General features: G+C 65.6%; 22 protein-coding genes, 1 tRNA gene and 1 pseudogene. 16 read left to right on the forward strand and 8 right to left on the reverse strand.

The genetic code is table 11. The annotated features are described in order from the left end of the window. Positions 1-174: 174 nt before the first annotated feature. Together AC5P67_RS15900 and AC5P67_RS15905 are read left to right on the forward strand one after the other, a co-directional pair. On the forward strand, positions 175-396 hold the full coding sequence (locus tag AC5P67_RS15900) for a hypothetical protein (RefSeq protein WP_049431011.1): 222 nt from the start codon (positions 175-177) through the stop codon (positions 394-396). After that, complete coding sequence (locus AC5P67_RS15905) at positions 393-551, forward strand: hypothetical protein (protein ID WP_329754707.1); 159 nt, start codon at positions 393-395, stop codon at positions 549-551. Before AC5P67_RS15900 ends, AC5P67_RS15905 begins: the two co-directional genes overlap by 4 nt. A 104-nt stretch (positions 552-655) precedes the next feature. Here the strand turns inward: AC5P67_RS15905 and AC5P67_RS15910 are convergent, their stop codons facing one another. Continuing rightward, complete coding sequence (locus tag AC5P67_RS15910; protein WP_100443549.1) at positions 656-1345, reverse strand: hypothetical protein; 690 nt, start codon at positions 1343-1345, stop codon at positions 656-658. A 199-nt stretch (positions 1346-1544) separates the two neighbouring features. Next, a complete protein-coding gene (locus tag AC5P67_RS15915) occupies positions 1545-2138 on the reverse strand; it encodes a hypothetical protein (RefSeq protein ID WP_049431021.1) in 594 nt (197 codons plus the stop codon). A gap of 197 nt (positions 2139-2335) precedes the next feature. Here AC5P67_RS15915 and AC5P67_RS15920 point away from each other — a divergent pair, with 197 nt between their 5' ends. The 6 genes from AC5P67_RS15920 (at position 2336) to AC5P67_RS15945 (ending at position 4386) form a co-directional block, all read left to right on the forward strand. Then, complete coding sequence (locus tag AC5P67_RS15920; RefSeq protein ID WP_171968965.1) at positions 2336-2476, forward strand: hypothetical protein; 141 nt, start codon at positions 2336-2338, stop codon at positions 2474-2476. Between the two features lie 4 nt (positions 2477-2480). Next, a complete protein-coding gene (locus AC5P67_RS15925) occupies positions 2481-2900 on the forward strand; it encodes a DNA N-6-adenine-methyltransferase (protein ID WP_196757850.1) in 420 nt (139 codons plus the stop codon). 109 nt (positions 2901-3009) lie between these two features. After that, positions 3010-3192 (forward strand): hypothetical protein, encoded by a 183-nt coding sequence (locus AC5P67_RS15930; RefSeq protein ID WP_062605956.1) that lies wholly within the window; start codon positions 3010-3012, stop codon positions 3190-3192. Positions 3193-3203: 11 nt separating this feature from the next. Beyond that, the gene (locus AC5P67_RS15935; RefSeq protein ID WP_227415225.1) at positions 3204-3539 is read left to right on the forward strand and encodes a hypothetical protein; all 336 of its coding nucleotides are present in this window, start codon (positions 3204-3206) and stop codon (positions 3537-3539) included. 8 nt (positions 3540-3547) lie between these two features. Further along, positions 3548-3880, forward strand: a complete 333-nt coding sequence (locus AC5P67_RS15940; RefSeq protein WP_227415226.1) for a site-specific integrase — start codon at positions 3548-3550, stop codon at positions 3878-3880. A gap of 26 nt (positions 3881-3906) precedes the next feature. Continuing rightward, positions 3907-4386, forward strand: coding sequence for a tyrosine-type recombinase/integrase (locus tag AC5P67_RS15945; RefSeq protein ID WP_329754709.1), 480 nt, complete (start codon positions 3907-3909; stop codon positions 4384-4386). Between the two features lie 93 nt (positions 4387-4479). Here the strand turns inward: AC5P67_RS15945 and AC5P67_RS15950 are convergent. After that, positions 4480-4556 (reverse strand) — tRNA-Arg (locus AC5P67_RS15950). 183 nt (positions 4557-4739) lie between these two features. Here AC5P67_RS15950 and amaB point away from each other — a divergent pair. The 7 genes from amaB to AC5P67_RS15985 all read left to right on the forward strand — a co-directional run bounded on the left by amaB (position 4740) and on the right by AC5P67_RS15985 (position 11486). Continuing rightward, complete coding sequence (gene amaB, locus AC5P67_RS15955) at positions 4740-6272, forward strand: L-piperidine-6-carboxylate dehydrogenase (RefSeq protein ID WP_012480007.1); 1533 nt, start codon at positions 4740-4742, stop codon at positions 6270-6272. Beyond that, positions 6272-7111 (forward strand): SDR family NAD(P)-dependent oxidoreductase, encoded by an 840-nt coding sequence (locus AC5P67_RS15960; protein WP_076738965.1) that lies wholly within the window; start codon positions 6272-6274, stop codon positions 7109-7111. Before amaB ends, AC5P67_RS15960 begins: the two co-directional genes overlap by 1 nt. A 261-nt stretch (positions 7112-7372) precedes the next feature. Continuing rightward, entirely contained in the window at positions 7373-7657 is a 285-nt protein-coding gene (locus tag AC5P67_RS15965; RefSeq protein ID WP_005413144.1) for a DUF4190 domain-containing protein, read from the forward strand. 4 nt (positions 7658-7661) lie between these two features. Further along, complete coding sequence (locus AC5P67_RS15970; RefSeq protein WP_049396305.1) at positions 7662-8432, forward strand: class I SAM-dependent methyltransferase; 771 nt, start codon at positions 7662-7664, stop codon at positions 8430-8432. 8 nt (positions 8433-8440) lie between these two features. Further along, the gene (locus AC5P67_RS15975) at positions 8441-9496 is read left to right on the forward strand and encodes a quinone-dependent dihydroorotate dehydrogenase (protein WP_005409365.1); all 1056 of its coding nucleotides are present in this window, start codon (positions 8441-8443) and stop codon (positions 9494-9496) included. An 8-nt stretch (positions 9497-9504) separates the two neighbouring features. Next, positions 9505-10566 carry a UDP-N-acetylmuramate dehydrogenase gene (gene murB, locus AC5P67_RS15980; protein ID WP_076739012.1) on the forward strand — a complete coding sequence of 354 codons (1062 nt, stop codon included), beginning with the start codon at positions 9505-9507 and terminating at the stop codon, positions 10564-10566. Positions 10567-10598: 32 nt separating this feature from the next. After that, the gene (locus AC5P67_RS15985; protein ID WP_032966688.1) at positions 10599-11486 is read left to right on the forward strand and encodes a DMT family transporter; all 888 of its coding nucleotides are present in this window, start codon (positions 10599-10601) and stop codon (positions 11484-11486) included. Positions 11487-11639: 153 nt separating this feature from the next. Here AC5P67_RS15985 and AC5P67_RS15990 read toward each other — a convergent pair whose 3' ends face one another. The 3 genes from AC5P67_RS15990 to AC5P67_RS16000 all read right to left on the reverse strand — a co-directional run bounded on the left by AC5P67_RS15990 (position 11640) and on the right by AC5P67_RS16000 (position 14401). Next, complete coding sequence (locus AC5P67_RS15990; RefSeq protein WP_076738963.1) at positions 11640-12680, reverse strand: aminoglycoside phosphotransferase family protein; 1041 nt, start codon at positions 12678-12680, stop codon at positions 11640-11642. Between the two features lie 99 nt (positions 12681-12779). Beyond that, entirely contained in the window at positions 12780-13814 is a 1035-nt protein-coding gene (locus AC5P67_RS15995; RefSeq protein ID WP_329754688.1) for a DUF418 domain-containing protein, read from the reverse strand. Next, a complete protein-coding gene (locus AC5P67_RS16000) occupies positions 13811-14401 on the reverse strand; it encodes a TetR/AcrR family transcriptional regulator (RefSeq protein ID WP_049449614.1) in 591 nt (196 codons plus the stop codon). The genes AC5P67_RS15995 and AC5P67_RS16000 overlap by 4 nt, the downstream gene beginning before the upstream one ends. Before the next feature lie 143 nt (positions 14402-14544). Between AC5P67_RS16000 and AC5P67_RS16005 the strand changes: the two are divergent. Next, positions 14545-14965: pseudogene (locus tag AC5P67_RS16005) on the forward strand (DoxX family membrane protein). Here the strand turns inward: AC5P67_RS16005 and AC5P67_RS16010 are convergent. Both AC5P67_RS16010 and AC5P67_RS16015 read right to left on the reverse strand, forming a co-directional pair. Further along, entirely contained in the window at positions 14938-15741 is an 804-nt protein-coding gene (locus AC5P67_RS16010) for an APH(3')-II family aminoglycoside O-phosphotransferase (RefSeq protein ID WP_111189369.1), read from the reverse strand. The pseudogene AC5P67_RS16005 and the gene AC5P67_RS16010 overlap by 28 nt on opposite strands. A 41-nt stretch (positions 15742-15782) precedes the next feature. Then, the gene (locus AC5P67_RS16015; RefSeq protein WP_329754689.1) at positions 15783-16286 is read right to left on the reverse strand and encodes a DUF2938 domain-containing protein; all 504 of its coding nucleotides are present in this window, start codon (positions 16284-16286) and stop codon (positions 15783-15785) included. Between the last annotated feature and the right edge of the window lie 43 nt (positions 16287-16329).

Here is a 16329-nt window from a genome sequence, read left to right on the forward strand (position 1 = left end):
CCGCTGCCAAGGGATGCCGGTACCGCGCCAGCGTCATGCCCGGTACTGGCCGGCCACCACTAAACGCCGCGCCCGGCAGCTCCGGGCCAGCGGCAACACCGTCAACCAGATCAGCGCCGCGCTGGGTGTCCCGTTCGGGACGGTGCGCAGCTGGGTCTACGAAGGAGCAGCAGCATGACCAGCATCCACGTGAAGCCCGTCTTCAGTGGCGCGACCGACCGCGAAAAGGACCAGGCCCGGCAGAAGCTGGCGAGTGACATCGCACGCTTCAAGGCCGCCGGCGGCAAGGTCGAAATCTCGGGCACAAGCGGCATCGACAAGAGCACGATCAGCCGCAGGCAGGTGGTTGAGGCTCGACACGGTCGCCGCGGTGGTAAGAAGGCAGCAAAGGCATGAGCCGCCACATCGAACGCCGCGCGCCCAAGGAGACGCTGGGCTTCGCTTGGGGCCGGTTCCCAACCGTCGACGGCAGCGCAATCACCTGGCGCCTGTACCGCCGCGACCACCGCCGTGCGCTGCACATGCACGCAGAGACCTTCTTTGCCCAATAAGACCGCGCAGTGATCGCCAGGCACCTGCGCCGCGCGCGCCGCCACCTTCGCGACCAGGTGGATGAGATCGACCTAGTTGCGATGGGGCTGGCAGAGTAAGCAATTTAAGCGACCGGGATTCTTTCCTGTCCCTCGGTGCGCTCGCTTTCGCTGAGAACCTCCTCGCGGAAGCGATCGACCAGATCAGGAGCGATGCTAGCCACGAATTGAAGTTGCTGCCGCAGCACCTCCAAAGCCATCCGCCTGCCGGTGTACGAGACGCTGATACGTGTAGCCATGATCGTCGGTATCGGCTGGTGCTCGTGGATGTGCGCGGCGATGTGGCAGGCAGCCGCGTTGATATCCCTGCTGTGGCTGATCATCGTCGCCAGGTCCGCGCCGAGATCTACGGACAGGTAGTGGATCCGCTCGGCGATGGCTTCCGCGCTGGGCAACAAAGGTTCGGCGAGGCGCTCAACTGCGTTTTTCACGGCGCGCCAATCTTTGACCCTGCTCGGGTCGAGTGTGGGCAATGCGTCAAGTTCAGCCGCGTAGGTCTGGATCTTCTTCGGCACAGCGGTCACTTCGTGAAGCAAAAGGCGTCCAACGATTCGGGCTTGTGCCTTCCACAGAACCTGAGAGTCCAGGTGTTGCCTCGCAGCGATAGTTGCGGCTTGCCGGGATGTGCGCCACGCAAGGAAAGCAACCAGAACAGTCACCAGACCCACGGCTGCGGTGGCGATGGCTCCCCACCCCGCCCAGAACGTCGCGCACTCCGCCTTCATCGAAAGGCATTCACCAAATCCCAGAGCCATCCCATGGTCCCCCTCTCTGTGCTGGAGCCGATTCTGCCATGACCTTCATCCATCGGAACGAGCGGGTCTAAGTGTAGGAACGGCTCTGACGAACTACCGTCGTCTGGAGCGAGACCAGCAACCGCGACATGATCCTGACCGACCGCCGCGGCGCGCGATCATGCGATCCAATCAATGCTGATCGCTGAACCACAGACACTCAACTCCCTTGTTCGTGGCCTCCAAGGTCAATACCGGTGAGCTTCTTTATCGCGAGCAAGACGTTCTGGGCGGCGAGCTCCACGTTGTCAAGAGCCGTCGTGTAATCAGAGAGTCTATGAAAAGGATGATTACCATACATATCAATCTCCTCGCCGGCGTCCAGAAAGGCATTCAGCACATCAAGGCTGGACTGCAAATTGGAGACACCAATAGAGATCATTTCCAGGCCATCAGAGAGGATGACAAATGGAACTTGCCCCTTAACCCTCAGAAGACCTGAGACAGTCTTGGCGTCGGCCCCAGCGGCCAAGGCCTTCGGTATTTCAGGCAGGATCTTGTTCTTAATCGTCTTAGTTTGATCCCGCACGTCGAGGATTTTCGGAAGAAGACGATTGATTTCGATAAACGAGATCTGACGCTCTCGCGTGGCACGCCTCTCGTTATCCACCTTGTAGTTGCGAGCGGGAACGTACACCGCGAGAAATGTGGCAATGGCAGCAGCCCAACCACCGATAGCAGACACGGCCGTCCAGTCAAGTCGACAGGTGGGCGCGAAATTGAAGCAAGGAACCATGACTTCAGCAACGATCATCTGGCCATTTCCATATGGTGGAGACGCCATTCTGCCATGGAGAGCCGCCGTGTCTGACACGGCGCTCAGCGCTAAACCAGATAACGGCGCGCTTTCGGCGACGGGCAACCATCGGAATCTGCACATTGGGGCTGCCCACTGCTCCATCCTGCCTAGTAATCCATTTGCCACGACTGCGCGTCTCTCGGAGATTGCCCATGACTGACCAGCTGCTCACCGCCGCAATGGTCCACGTGTTCGCCCTGGCCGGGTTTGCGGCCGGCATCGCCACCCTGTGGGCGATCAGCCGCGCATGCCTTGCCGCGCGCGCCGGGCTGCGCTGGTGCTGGCGGAGGTGAGCTCATGGCCAATAAGTTTGGAAACGCCGACGGCGGCGGCTTCAACAAGGAAACGTGGCTCACGCCGCCACACATCCTCGCCGCGCTCGGTCCCTTCGACCTCGACCCCTGCGCAGCCCCTTCGCCACGCCCTTGGCCGTCGGCCGCCAGGCACATCGAGTTGCCCGGGGACGGCCTGACGGCGGAGTGGCAAGGTCGGGTGTGGTGCAATCCGCCATATGGGGCCCAAGCCGTTCGCTGGCTTCAGCGGATGGCGGAACATGGGAACGGTGTGGCTCTGGTTTTTGCACGAACCGAGACGACCATGTTCCAGGATCAGGTCTGGCCACGGGCCCACGCAGTTCTGTTCTTGCGCGGCCGCATCGCGTTCTGTTCACCAGACGGCAAACCAGCAATGAGCGACGGGCACCGTCCGTCCTCATAGCCTACGGGGAATCCAACGCGCGGCAGCTGGCCGCCTGTGGGCTCGAAGGGTATTGCATGAAGCTCGAACCGGCATTTCGAAAGAACGATGACCTGTTCGGGGCTGCCGCATGAACGCCCAGCTCTTCCCCCGCGAACCGCGCCGCATGAGGCAGCCGGCCAAGGACGTGCTGCGCGAGCAGCTGGTGGTCGCGGCCGATGAAGTGATCTGCCTTCGCGCAGAGGTTCTGCGCATGCGCGATGCAGCAACCCAGGCCACCGAGCAGCTGCGCGCTGCGCTGGCCGCGAACTGAAGGAGGACTCGATGGGAGCTGCTGAAAAGCTAGACATCGTCGGAAAGGACTGGCTCACCGTGGACGAGGCCGCGCACTACTGCGGGGTTTCACGAAGCCAGTTCGATTCGAACATCGCCGACTACGGCATCGAACCACGAAATTTCATGGGCAAGAAGCTCTACGAGAAGGCTGCCCTCTACTCTGCAATCTACGGCTCCAAGCAATGGTCAAGGTCACAATCTTCTGGCGCGATGTCGCCGCGTACCTCAACTGGCGGGAAGGCGGCAAGCGAAGCCGTGTCGCCATTGGTCGCGTCAGCCCACGCGAGGCTGAGCGCGTACGAGCAGCGAAAGAAGCGGAACTGACCCATGGTGTGCGCATCCTCCCCCGGCTGCCCACTGTCAGGGATTTCCTGGAGGCGTACCTGGACTGGTACAAGGTGGAAGACCCGACTACGCACGGCAAGGCAAAGAGCGAAGTCCGACTGTTCATTGCTCGCCTCGGCCATCGACCGATCGACACCCTGCGCCCGATGGAAATGGAGTCATACAAGACAGATCGCCTGACCAAGGACAAGGTGGCACCAGAGACCGTGGGCAAGGAGGTGCGTAGGCTGCAGGCCGCGTTCCGGCGTGGCGTGAAGTGGAAGGAACTGGACTTCAACCCGCTGGAGGAAACCCAGGCACGCGCGGCGTCCGCAGCGTAGCGGTGCGGTTCTACGACCGGGCCGCGATGCGCAAGCTGTACCGGGCGAACCCGGCCCGGGCACCCCTGTGGCTGTTCATGGCCCACACGGGTCTGCGTCTCGGCGAGGTGGTTGGAATGGGCAAGGATGCGGTGGCCGGGTGCAGGCTCAGGATCGAAAGCGATCCAGACGAAGATGGCCAGGGACGCACGAAGTCGGGCAAGTGGCGCGAGGTGCCGCTGAATCGGTATGCACGCTGGGCGCTTCGCCACCTACCCGATCCGCTGGTGGCCGTGCACAGGGACACGCTGTCCGACTGGTTCGCCTCAGATGCCAAACGTGCGGGAATCGGTGGCAGCCTCCACCGGCTGCGGCACACCTTCTGCGCCCACATGGTGATCGCCGGGGTTCCGTTGCGACGGGTGCAGATTCTGGCCGGGCACGCTGATTACGCCACGACCGAGAAGTTCTACGCTCACCTAACTCCTGAGGGCGACGACGGCGCCGTAGCGAAGCTCAAGTACTGATCCGCGGCGCTGGGACCACTGGGACCAAATCCTGTGGATATGCAGGAAACAGTGGGAAATGCTCGCTACTGAGTCTTCCTAAGTTATTGATTCTGGTGACCCCGGCCCGATTCGAACGGGCGACCTTCCCCTTAGGAGGGGGACGCTCTATCCAGCTGAGCTACGGGGCCATGCAGCCGGGAAGTTTACAGGCAACACACCCTGCCCTCCAAGCATTCGTGCTCCACACGGCGGCGCTGGCGCGTTGCACCATGGCCGGACAGGCCGCTCTGCTACCATCGGCGATTCAGTTCATCGCACCCCCCACCTGCCCGCGATGGCACCAAACAACGTAACGAAACACAGGAGTCTGCATGTCTTCCGAGCTGCTCAAGTCCCTTGGCCTGGACGCGATCAACGCTGGCACGTACCTGGGCAACGGGGAGTGGTCGAGCGCGACCAGCGGTGAGCTGATCACCCCGGTCAACCCGACCACCGGCGAGCCGATCGCGCAGGTCCGCGCGACCACCGAGGCCGAGTACGAGACCGTCGTCGCCCGCGCCCAGGAAGCCTTCAAGATCTGGCGTACCACGCCGGCCCCGCGTCGCGGCGAAGCCGTGCGCCTGTGCGGCGAAGCACTGCGCAAGCACAAGGACGCCCTGGGTTCGCTGGTGGCGCTGGAAATGGGCAAGAGCAAGCCGGAAGGCGACGGCGAAGTGCAGGAGATGATCGACATCGCCGATTTCGCCGTGGGCCAGAGCCGCATGCTGTACGGCTACACCATGCATTCCGAGCGCCCCGGCCACCGCATGTACGAGCAGTACCACCCGCTGGGCCTGGTCGGCATCATCTCTGCCTTCAACTTCCCGGTCGCGGTGTGGAGCTGGAACTCGTTCCTGGCCGCCATCTGTGGCGACGTGTGCATCTGGAAGCCGTCCAACAAGACGCCGCTGACCGCCATCGCCTCGCTGAAGATCTGCAACGACGCCCTGCGCGAAGCCGGTTTCCCGGACATCTTCTTCCTGATCAACGATGCGGGCACCGCGCTGTCGGAAAAGATGGTCGATGACCGTCGCGTGCCGCTGATCAGCTTCACCGGCTCGACCCAGGTCGGCCGCACCGTCAACGAGAAGGTCGCGCGTCGCCTCGGCCGCTGCCTGCTGGAACTGGGCGGCAACAACGCCATCATCCTGGACGAAACCGCCGACCTGAAGCTGGCCGTGCCGGGCATCGTGTTCGGCGCTGTCGGCACCGCCGGCCAGCGCTGCACCACCACCCGCCGCCTGATCGTGCACCGCTCGATCTACGCCGACGTGCTGGCCACCCTGGTCAAGGCCTACAAGCAGGTCGAAGGCAAGATCGGCGACCCGACCGATGCGGCCAACCTGATGGGCCCACTGAACAGCGATGGCGCCGTGCAGCAGTTCCTCGATGCCATCGCCCAGGCCAAGGCGGCCGGCGGCACCATCGAAACCGGCGGCACCCGCATCGACCGCGCCGGCAACTTCGTGCTGCCGGCGATTGTCTCCGGCCTGAAGAACAGCGATGCCGTGGTCCAGCACGAGACCTTCGCGCCGATCCTGTACGTGATGCCGTACGACACCCTCGATGAAGCCATCGACATGCAGAATGGCGTGCCGCAGGGCCTGTCGTCCTCGATCTTCACCCAGAACCTGAAGACTGCCGAGAAGTTCCTGTCGGCCGCTGGCAGCGACTGCGGCATCGCCAACATCAACATCGGCACGTCCGGTGCGGAGATCGGTGGCGCCTTCGGTGGCGAGAAGGACACCGGCGGTGGCCGCGAGTCCGGTTCGGACGCCTGGAAGGTCTACATGCGCCGCCAGACCAACACCATCAACTATTCGGACTCGCTGCCGCTGGCCCAGGGCATCAAGTTCGATCTGTGATGGCAGACGTTTCTGCCATGGCTGCGGGTCAGAGCCCCTCCGGGGATCTGACCCCTGCCCAGGGCCGGATCCCCAATGGGGCTCCGACCCTCGACTTCACCGGTCGCCGCGTGCTGATCGCCGGCGGCAGCAAGGGCATCGGTCGTGAAATGGCGTTGGCATTTGCCGGCGCCGGTGCGCAGGTCTCGGTCTGCGCACGTGGCCAGGCCGGCCTGGATGCCCTGCGTGCCGATGCGCAGGCACAGGGCACCCCACTGCATACCGTCTCCGCCGATCTGGCCGACGCCGGCCAGATCCAGGCCTGGCTGCAGGCCGCTGCCGATGCACTCGGCGGCATCGATGTACTGATCAACAACGCTACCGGCTACGGCATGGCCGACGACGAGGATGGCTGGGCCGCCAGCCTGCAGATCGACCTGATGGCGGCGGTACGGGCCTCGCGCCTGGCACTGCCGTGGCTGCGCGCATCCAGCGATGCCTGCATCCTCAACCTGTCCTCGATTGCCGCACAGCAGCCACGCCCCGGTGGCGCGCCCTACGCCGCCGCAAAGGCCGCGCTGTCGCACTACACCACGTCGCAGGCATTGGCGCTGGCCAAGGACCGGATCCGGGTCAACGCCATCGCCCCCGGTTCGATTGAATTCGATGACGGCCTGTGGGATCGCCGTCGCACCGAAGATCCGGCGCTGTACCACGGCACCCTGGCGAAGATTCCGTTCGGCCGCTTCGGCCATCCGCGCGAAATTGCCGACGCCGCCCTGTTCCTGTGCTCGCCGCTGGCGCGCTGGGTCACCGGCAGCGTGCTCAACGTGGATGGCGGCCAGGTGTTGATGGGCTGATACCGGCACTCCGGTAGCTGCCAACCTTGGTTGGCATGCCTTTACCGGCACTCCGGTAGCTGCCAACCTTGGTTGGCATGCCTTTCGTCGACCAAGGTCGACGCCTACCCTGCTGAAATGGCTTTCGTCGACCAAGGTCGGCGCCTACCAGGGCTGGCACCTCGTTCGCCCACCAGGGTCCACGCCTGCCATCGCATCCGCCGGGCATGGGATTGCCTGGGCAGAGGCACTATCATGTGCACACTGCCAAGGAGGACCCCGATGAGCGTGGCACCCCGACAGACAAGCGCCCTGGCCGTGGTCAGCCTGGTCATGGGCATCGCCAGCTGGACCGTCCTGCCCTTCGTGGCCAGCATCGTGGCCATCATCACCGGCCACATGGCCCGCGCCGAGATCCGCCGCCGCCCGCACGAACTGGAAGGTGATGGCCTGGCCGTTACCGGCCTGGTGCTGGGCTGGGTGATGGTCGGCGCGGTACTTGCCGCCATCCTGGTCTTCATCCTGTTCTTCGGTGGCCTGGCGTGGCTGGCCGCGGTGTCGAACTGACGCCATGACCACCTCCGACAGCACTGAACGCTTCAGCAGCCGCGTCGCCGACTACGTCCGCTACCGGCCCGATTACCCGCCCGCGCTGCTGGAATGGCTGCACGGCCCGATGGATGTCAGTCACCAGGCCCGTGTCGCCGACATCGGGGCTGGCACCGGCATTTCCAGCCGTCAGTTTCTGGCCAGCGGTCATCCGCTGGTGGCGGTCGAGCCGAACGCCGCCATGCGCGCCGCCGCCGAAGAGTGGCTGGCGCCGCAGTATCCGGGCTTTTCCGCCGTCGATGGCCGCGCCGAGGCCACCGGCCTGGACGATGCCAGCATCGATCTGGTCAGCGTCGCGCAGGCGTTCCACTGGTTCGACACCGTGGCAGTGCGCGCCGAGTGGCAGCGCATCCTCTGCCCCGGTGGCCTGGCACTGATCTACTGGAATTCGCGCCTGCTCGATGCCAGTCCATTCCTGATCGGCTATGAACAGCTGCTGCTGGACTACGGCACCGATTACACCGCGGTGGCCGAGCGCTACCAGGACGATGCCACCATGCAGGCCTGGTTCGGCCGCGGCCTGCGCGGCATGGTGGAGTTGCCGAACGTACAGCATCTGGACTTCGACGCCCTGCGCGGGCGCCTGCTGTCCTCCTCCTACGCACCCCAATCCGGTCATCCTCGCCACGCGCCGATGATCGACGCTCTGCAGGACCTGTTCGCCGCCCACGCGGTCGACGGCCAGGTCGCTTTTGAATATCGAACCCGAGCCTTCCTCGGCACGCTGGACTGAACCGACGCATGTATTCGCTTGCCCGCCCCTTCCTGTTCTCGCTCGACGCCGAGCGCGCCCACGGCCTCGGCCTGTCCGCACTGGACCTGGCCTACCGCACCGGCACCACGCCGCTGCTGGCCGCACGCATCGCGCCGATGCCCAGCACGGTGTTCGGGCTGACCTTCCCCAATCCGGTCGGCCTGGCCGCCGGCCTGGACAAGAATGGCGAGCACATCGATGCGCTGTTCGCGCTCGGCTTCGGCTTCGTCGAGATCGGCACCATCACCCCGCGCCCGCAGGCCGGCAACCCGCAGCCGCGCCTGTTCCGCCTGCCGGAACACAACGCGATCATCAACCGCATGGGCTTCAACAATGCGGGCGTGGACGCGCTGGTGCGCAATGTCGAGCGCGCGCGCAACCGCCGCGGCCTGCTCGGCATCAACATCGGCAAGAACAAGGACACCCCGAACGAACAGGCGGTGGACGATTACATCGCCTGCCTGGACAAGGTGTATCCGCTGGCGGACTACATCACCGTCAACATCTCCTCGCCCAACACCGCCGGCCTGCGTGAATTGCAGGAAGAGACCGCGCTGCGCCAGCTGGTCAGCCAGTTGCGTGACCGCCAGGAAGACCTCGCGGCGCGCCACGGCCGCCGCGTGCCGATGCTGGTCAAGGTGGCACCGGACCTGAGTGACCGCGACATCGATGCCGCCGCGCGCGTGCTGGGCGAACTGCAGGTGGACGGCGTGATCGCCACCAACACCACCATCGACCACAGCAAGGTGGCCGGCGATCCGCTGGCCAACGAGGCCGGCGGCCTGTCCGGTGCGCCGGTGCTGGAGCAGTCCACCCTGGTGCTGCGCCGCCTGCGCTCGCGCCTGCCCGAATCGGTACCGCTGGTGGGTGTGGGAGGCATCCTGTCCGGTGCCGATGCGGTGGCCAAGATGGCCGCGGGCGCGGCGCTGGTGCAGTGCTACAGCGGCTTGATCTTCCGTGGCCCGGCGTTGGTCTCCGAATGCGTGGAGGCGATCCGTCGCCGCCGCGAAGCGCCGAGCCGCGGCGCGGTGGCCCCACTGTGAGCGCGCCCATGGATACCGTCGACGGCAACGCCCCGCTGCGCTGGACGCTCACCCGCAATGCGCCACTGCAGGCGCTGAACACCTTCCACGTGCAGGCCAGCGCCGCGCAGCTGCTGGAACTGCACGATGCCGCACTGCTGCCGGAAGTGCTGGCATTGCCCGAAGTGGCCAGCGGCCCCCTGTTGGTACTGGGTGCCGGCAGCAACGTACTGATCGCCGAAGACCTGCTGGGCACCGTGCTGGTGTTCGGCAACCGTGACATCAGTTTCCTGGAACACCGCGCTGACCACGCAGTGATCCGCGCCGGGGCCGGCGTGCCCTGGCATGGCCTGGTGATGTGGTCGCTGCAGGAAGGCTTGTCCGGGCTGGAGAACCTGGCCCTGATTCCCGGCACCGCCGGTGCCGCGCCGATCCAGAACATCGGCGCCTACGGTGCGCAGGTCGGCGAGTTCATTCAGGCGGTCGAGGCCTGGGACTGCCAGGAACAAACCTGGGTACGGCTGGACAACGAGCAGTGTCGCTTCACCTACCGCGACAGCGTGTTCAAGCAGCAGATCGACCGCTACCTGATCACCGCCATCGAACTGAAGTTGCCGCTGCTGCACGACCTGCGCATGGACTATGCCGGCATCCGCGAGGAACTGCAGGCACAGGGCGTGGAGCTGCCGAGCGCAGTGGACGTGGCCAACGCGGTGATCGCGATCCGCCGCCGCAAGCTGCCCGACCCGGATGTGCTGGGCAACGCCGGCAGTTTCTTCAAGAACCCGGTGCTGCCGCTGGAACAGGTCGATGTGCTGCTGCAGCACTTCCCCGACCTGCCCGTGTTCCCGGCCGAGCAGGACGACAAGCGCAAGGTCTCGGCTGCATGGATGATCGAGTCCTGCGGCTGGAAGGGCTTCCGCGAAGGCGATGCAGGCGTGGCCCCCAGCCACGCGCTGGTACTGGTCAACCATGGCAATGCCAGCGGCGCTGAACTGCTGGCGCTGGCGCGACGCATCTCCGCTTCAGTGCTGGAGAAGTTCGGCGTGCCGATCGAACCGGAGCCCCGCCTGCTCGGCGCACAGTGGTGAACACCCCCGCCCTCTCCCCCAGCGCCACCCCGATGCGGGCGGCGCTGCTGATGCTCGGCAGCACGATGGCATTCGGCCTGATGGCCGTCGCCATCCGCTACGCCACCCGGTACGTACCAACCCAGGAAGTGGCGTTCTTTCGCAATGCCTTTGGCCTGCTCGCGTTGCTGCCGATGCTGCTGCGCCCCGGCCATGCACCACTGAAAACGCAGCAGCTGCCGCGTTACTTCGTGCGCAGTGCGATTGGCCTGGGTTCGATGCTGTGCGCGTTCTGGGCACTGGGCCATCTGCCACTGGCGCAGGCGGTTTCCCTCTCGTACTCCACGCCGTTGTTCGTCACCATCGCCGCCGTGCTATGGCTGGGCGAGACCGTGCGTATACGCCGCTGGGCCGCGGTGGTGGTTGGATTCATCGGTGTGCTGGTGATCGTGCGCCCCGGCACCGCCGGCTTCACCGCCGGCAGCCTGGTAGCGGTGGCAGCCGCCGTGCTCAGCTCATTGGTGGCGATCCAGATCAAGCAGCTGACCCGTGTCGACAGCGCTGACACCGTGGTGCTCTACACCTACGTGTTCTGGGTGCCGCTGTCGCTGGTCCCGGCACTGTTCGTCTGGGTCTGGCCCTCCGGCATGGCGTGGCTGTGGCTGCTGGCCACCGGCGTGCTGGGCACCGTCGGCCAGCTGCTGTGGACGCGGGCGTTGCGCCTCGGTGAAGTCTCGGCGCTGACCCCGATCAGCTTCCTGCAGCTGCCGCTGGTAACGCTGCTCGGCTGGCTGCTGTTCAACGAAAGCGTGGATCGCTGGACGCTCATCGGTGCCGGCATCATCCTCGCCGCCAACGCCTACATCGCCCACCGCGAAGCCGTGTTGTCGCGCCGCGCCGCAAGCGCGGCGGCCTCTGCAGCAGCCAAGCCCGCCGAATGAAAACCATCTGCATGGACAAGCCATGGGGCCTGCACGGGCAAGCCACGGGCCGTGCATGGACAGGCCATGGGTAGAGTCGACTGTTAGTCGACTGCTTTTCGTTCGGAGCGGGCGGAAACCGCGCTGCGCGCGATAGTCGACTAACAGTCGACTCTACCCGGGGCGATGCTGGCAACGGCCTGGAACCTGATCCAGCGCGCGATATACCCGCTCCGCCGCATCGAACACATTGCCCGGTGCGAACTGCTCCCCCAGGTAGTGCAGTGACTGCCGGCGCAACTGCGGCGATCGGTCCTCCCCGTCACTGCCCAGCAGCACCTGCTGGAACTCGATCAGGTCCTGCAGAATGCGCCAGTGCCGGTACCAGGCGATCCAGCGCGGGTCACCGCGATCGCTGCCGTAGCCCTCCTCGAACCCCAGTGGATTCTCGCGACCCCAGCGCCCGCCAACAGCGGCACCGATGAACATCAGGTCACGCTCGCGCGGGGCCAGCGACAGACCATCCCAATCGATCAGGTGCAGGCCCCCGTCATTGCCCATCAGCAGGTTGCCGGCATGCAGATCGGTGTGGCACAGATGCAGGTCTACCGGCGCGTCCTGCAACGCCGCTAGCAGCTCCCGTGCCTGCGCATGCAGCGCCGCGATGCGCGCATGCTGCTGGTCCCATACCGAAACGAATGCGCGGCCCAGCCCGTCCTTCGCGGCCGCCAGGCCCTCGCCGGCCAACCATTGCCCGACGGTCTCCAGCGCCGCGGTTTCCAGCCGTACGATCGGCAGTGCCTGCTGCAGTTCCGCCGGCAACTGCGCGCCATGCAGCCGCCGCAGCACCTCCCCCAGCCGTTTCCACTGCGTGCGGCTCAACGCCGCCTCGAATCCGGACTGGCCTTCCACATACGGGAACAGGGTGAACTGCAATCCCCAGCGCTGCACAGACGCACCACCGGTCAACGCCGGCCACGGCGCGACGATCTCATCGATACCCAGCGTGCCGCGCATCCAATGCAGGCTGTCCCACACCGCTGGGGCGACCTGGTAGGTACGGCATTTCAACCACCACTGCCCGTGCCGCGCATCGACGCGATACACGCTGGCATTGGCGTCGGCGCCCACCGGGCGTGGCACCACGGCGGTGGGGGTGATGCCATAGGATTGTTGCAGGACTTCGCCGAGATGCTGCGCCGAAGCGAATGACATGGATGCAAGCGGAAAGTGTTACCTGCCACCACTATCGCAGATGCGTTCGCCGCGGCACAGACATGTCCGTCACAACATCACTTGAGCACGACCAGGGAACTAGCCTGCGATGCGCCGCATCACCGTCTCCAGCGGGCCGCGTGCAAACTGCCACGACCATAGCCAGGCCGCGCCCGTCGCCAGCATCAGGAACAGCAGCGCCCACAGCAGCACCGATGCGAGCGACGCGCTGCCATCGAGCAGGCCCAGGCTTTCCAGCGTGCCCATGCCCAGCAGGATGTGGCCCACATACAGGGTCAGGGTCATGCGTCCGGCCGCGGTGAACGGCTCCAACCAGTCACCCGGTCGCACACGCGCCAGCCACAGGCAGGCGGCGATGACACTGCAGGCCGCACCCGCGCCCGTAAGCACATAAGCCGGTCCCGGCGGCATCGGCTGCGTTCCCAGCCACACCTGCCAGGACGTTCCCTGCGCAAGCTGCTGCACGCCATGTCCAGCCCCGATCAGCAGCAGCCCCAGCACCAGCAATGCATGCTGTACCCGCGGCTGCGACAACTGAAGCCGTGCCAGAAGCATCCCCAGCAGGAAGAAGCACAGCCACGGCATCAACGGGTGGAAGCCATTGAACAGCAGGTTGCGGGCCGCGCCCGGCCATTGCCACAGGCCGGCATATTCCAGCGTCTGCCAGTTCCAGCCTTCGCTGTAATTCAAGTGCAGCAGCGCCCAGAACGAACAGGCGGCAATGGCCACGATGCTGGTCAGCAGCACGCGCGGCGAGGCACGCAGCCACACCACGGCCAGCGCGAAATACACCGCGTAGTAGTGCAGGATGTCGGCCGGGAACAGGGTCAGGTTGAGCAGGCCCAGCGCCAGCAGGAACAGCGCGCGCCTCATGGTCTGCACGCTGGCGGGCCACCACCCTTGCCGCTGCGTGGCCAACACTAGGCCCAAGCCAGCCAGCGTAACGAACGTCGCCGAAGCCTTGCCTTCCAGAAAGTGGAAGAAGCCTGCCAACCATCCGGCGCCCTCTGCCGGCACGGCCATCGCCAGGCGGAAGTTGACCAGCACCATGCCGGCCAAGGCCAGGTAGCGCGCCAGATCAAGGCCGTGCAATCGCCGGTCAACGGCACTCATGCGCGCGCCCCGAGCAGCAGCGCGAGCAGGCCAAGATCCAGCGATGCCTCATCGCCGCCACCGGCTTCGCCCAGCCCCCGACGCAGTGCATCGCTTTCAATGGCATCCAGCAGCACCTGCGCCTGCAATGCGGGGGCCAACACGGGACGCCGGCGTTCGCGCTGTGCCACCTGCTGCAGCGCTTCGGCCAGGACCGCCTGCAACTGCCTGCGATTGGCCGCAAATGCCTCGGCTACGGCCGGATTGCGTGCGCTCTCGGCCAGCACTTCGACGGCGAGCGTCGCCCATTCCGGCTGCCGGCACAGTGCGTGGAAGTCCCGAAGGAAAGCCAGCACCTGTGCGCGCTCGCCTTCGGACGCGGCCAGTCGCTGCAGCAACGGTGCCAGCTCTTCGCTCTCAGCCACCGCCACGGCAAGGATGATCGCCTCCTTGCCCGGGAAGTGGTTGTAGAGATTGCCCAGGCTGACACCGGCCGCCTGCGCGATGTCACGCATGCTGGTCTGGTGGAATCCCTTCTCGAGGAAGCACTGCAGGGCGGCCTGCAGGATCTGCGCGATGCGTTGCTCGTTGCGGTCGGCTCGGCTCATGGCGCGAATAGTGAACGAACGTTCGTCCAATTAAAAGGCGACAACCCGACCACCATCGGGCTTCGTTCAGCCAGCCTTGACCTCAACCGCTGTTGAGGCCCGATGCTGCCCGGCCCGCCCAACGCTCAACCCGGAGTTCCTGCATGCCACGGATGATCGCCACCCTGCTCGACAGCCGCGTGCTGTGGTTCCTCGCCCGGCTGCTGCTGGCCGTTCCTGTCCTCGGGCCTGGCCAAGCTGCTGGCGTGGGACAACAGCGTGGCCGAAATGCAGGCCGCCGGGCTGCAACCGCCTGTGCTGTTCAACCTCGCCAGCGCCGTGGTGCTGCTGGGCGGCGCACTGTGCCTGCTGCTTGATCGCCTGCTCTGGCTGGGCAGCGGCGTGCTGGCAGTGTTCATGCTGCTGACCATCGTTGTCGTGCATACCTTCTGGACCAAGCACGGCGCGGAACAGCAGCTGGCCCTGTTCTTCGCGCTGGAGCACCTGAGCGTGGTGGGCGGCCTGATCTGCGCGGCCATCGCCAGCCACGCGCGGGCTCAGAAGAACTCGTCGAGCAGCCGGTAGAACGCAAGCCGGCGCTCGTCGGCCACCGCGCCGTAGCGCTGGAACAACGGCGCCACCCAACGCGTGTCGCCGAAGTTGTGGACCAGGCTGCGCGCGGCCAGCGCCAGGTCCTGGTAGCGGTCGGCAACACCCAGTCGCCCACAGTCGATGAAACCGCTGAAACGCCCCTCGACCACCATCAGGTTCGGCAGGCAGGCATCGCCATGGCTGACCACCAGGTCTTCATGATCGGGCCGGGTGCTGCACAGTTCGGCGAAGACCTGCTGCGGACTCTGGCCCAGGCGCTCATCATCGAAATCATCGGCATCCACCAAGCCCGCTTCGACGCGGGCCTGCGCGGCCTGCAGGCGCGAGGCCAGTCGCTGGTCAAACGGACAGGCTGCCAGCGGCAACGCATGCAGCCCGCGCAGCGCGTCGGCCAGCAGTTCCACCAGCTGCTGCGGCGCGAGTTCCGGCGACGAAGCCAGGTCGCGGCCGGGCAGCGCGCTCATCAGCAACCAGCGCCGGCCCGCTTCTTCGGCGGTGGCAATTACCGTTGGTGCCGGTTGTCCCTGTTCCTGCAGCCAGCGCAGGCGCGCGATCTCATCACCGAGCTCACTGAAGGCGTCGATCACTTCCGACTTCACGAAGGCATCGGCCTGCCCCGGCCGTTGCACACGGGCTACATCCGCGCGCGACACGCCGATCGACTGCCGCTCGATGCGCGCATCGGCCAACGCTTCCTGCCATGCCCACGGTAGCGGCATGCCATCAGTGAAGGGATTGGGTGCTTCCATGCCGGGGTGTTCCTGTTGCCGGTGACCCCGCCGATTCTCGCTCATGTTGCACGAACCGCGGCCAACAGCAGCGCGGAAAGGTACATGCCCACGCCGAACACGCTGTGCGCCACCAGGCTGCGCAGGCGTGCCTTGCCCGGCGCCGGGGTCTTCGAAGCGGCAATGCCTGCACCCATGCCCGGCTGCAGGATGAAGAACGGCGCGGCAACACTGAGAATGCCGAAGGCCAGCGCCGGCCACAGGATGGGTGCATGCACCCAATCGCTCCCTGCCACGGCCAGCAACAACGCCGCGAAAACCACCCCGATCACGTAATGCGCGGTCCAGCCCAGCGCGCGCTCGCCACCGACCGCTGCCGCGCGGCCGATGCCGTCGTGGCGGAAGCGCCCGCGTGGCAGGTGCCCCAGCCAACGCCCGACCATCGCAAAATCCAACGAGGGAATGCCGAACAGCCGCCGCTGCACCACCGCCCACAGGTCCATTACTGCGGTCGCTCCCACGCCGACTACCACAGCATCCATCACGAATGTCGCCTGGCCAGACATATCGCACACCTTCAATTATTTGCTTGAATGATAGAGCGATGCT

The organism is Stenotrophomonas sp. YJH_SMC_21, from assembly GCF_059369555.1.

Coding starts and splice junctions, on each gene's coding strand:
- AC5P67_RS15900 (WP_049431011.1), top strand. CDS start 175: ATGACCAGCATCCACGTGAAGCCCGTCTTCAGTGGCGCGACCGACCGC.
- AC5P67_RS15905 (WP_329754707.1), top strand. CDS start 393: ATGAGCCGCCACATCGAACGCCGCGCGCCCAAGGAGACGCTGGGCTTC.
- AC5P67_RS15910 (WP_100443549.1), bottom strand. CDS start 1,345: ATGGCTCTGGGATTTGGTGAATGCCTTTCGATGAAGGCGGAGTGCGCG.
- AC5P67_RS15915 (WP_049431021.1), bottom strand. CDS start 2,138: ATGATCGTTGCTGAAGTCATGGTTCCTTGCTTCAATTTCGCGCCCACC.
- AC5P67_RS15920 (WP_171968965.1), top strand. CDS start 2,336: ATGACTGACCAGCTGCTCACCGCCGCAATGGTCCACGTGTTCGCCCTG.
- AC5P67_RS15925 (WP_196757850.1), top strand. CDS start 2,481: ATGGCCAATAAGTTTGGAAACGCCGACGGCGGCGGCTTCAACAAGGAA.
- AC5P67_RS15930 (WP_062605956.1), top strand. CDS start 3,010: ATGAACGCCCAGCTCTTCCCCCGCGAACCGCGCCGCATGAGGCAGCCG.
- AC5P67_RS15935 (WP_227415225.1), top strand. CDS start 3,204: ATGGGAGCTGCTGAAAAGCTAGACATCGTCGGAAAGGACTGGCTCACC.
- AC5P67_RS15945 (WP_329754709.1), top strand. CDS start 3,907: ATGCGCAAGCTGTACCGGGCGAACCCGGCCCGGGCACCCCTGTGGCTG.
- amaB (WP_012480007.1), top strand. CDS start 4,740: ATGTCTTCCGAGCTGCTCAAGTCCCTTGGCCTGGACGCGATCAACGCT.
- AC5P67_RS15960 (WP_076738965.1), top strand. CDS start 6,272: ATGGCAGACGTTTCTGCCATGGCTGCGGGTCAGAGCCCCTCCGGGGAT.
- AC5P67_RS15965 (WP_005413144.1), top strand. CDS start 7,373: ATGAGCGTGGCACCCCGACAGACAAGCGCCCTGGCCGTGGTCAGCCTG.
- AC5P67_RS15970 (WP_049396305.1), top strand. CDS start 7,662: ATGACCACCTCCGACAGCACTGAACGCTTCAGCAGCCGCGTCGCCGAC.
- AC5P67_RS15975 (WP_005409365.1), top strand. CDS start 8,441: ATGTATTCGCTTGCCCGCCCCTTCCTGTTCTCGCTCGACGCCGAGCGC.
- murB (WP_076739012.1), top strand. CDS start 9,505: ATGGATACCGTCGACGGCAACGCCCCGCTGCGCTGGACGCTCACCCGC.
- AC5P67_RS15985 (WP_032966688.1), top strand. CDS start 10,599: ATGCGGGCGGCGCTGCTGATGCTCGGCAGCACGATGGCATTCGGCCTG.
- AC5P67_RS15990 (WP_076738963.1), bottom strand. CDS start 12,680: ATGTCATTCGCTTCGGCGCAGCATCTCGGCGAAGTCCTGCAACAATCC.
- AC5P67_RS15995 (WP_329754688.1), bottom strand. CDS start 13,814: ATGAGTGCCGTTGACCGGCGATTGCACGGCCTTGATCTGGCGCGCTAC.
- AC5P67_RS16000 (WP_049449614.1), bottom strand. CDS start 14,401: ATGAGCCGAGCCGACCGCAACGAGCAACGCATCGCGCAGATCCTGCAG.
- AC5P67_RS16010 (WP_111189369.1), bottom strand. CDS start 15,741: ATGGAAGCACCCAATCCCTTCACTGATGGCATGCCGCTACCGTGGGCA.
- AC5P67_RS16015 (WP_329754689.1), bottom strand. CDS start 16,286: ATGTCTGGCCAGGCGACATTCGTGATGGATGCTGTGGTAGTCGGCGTG.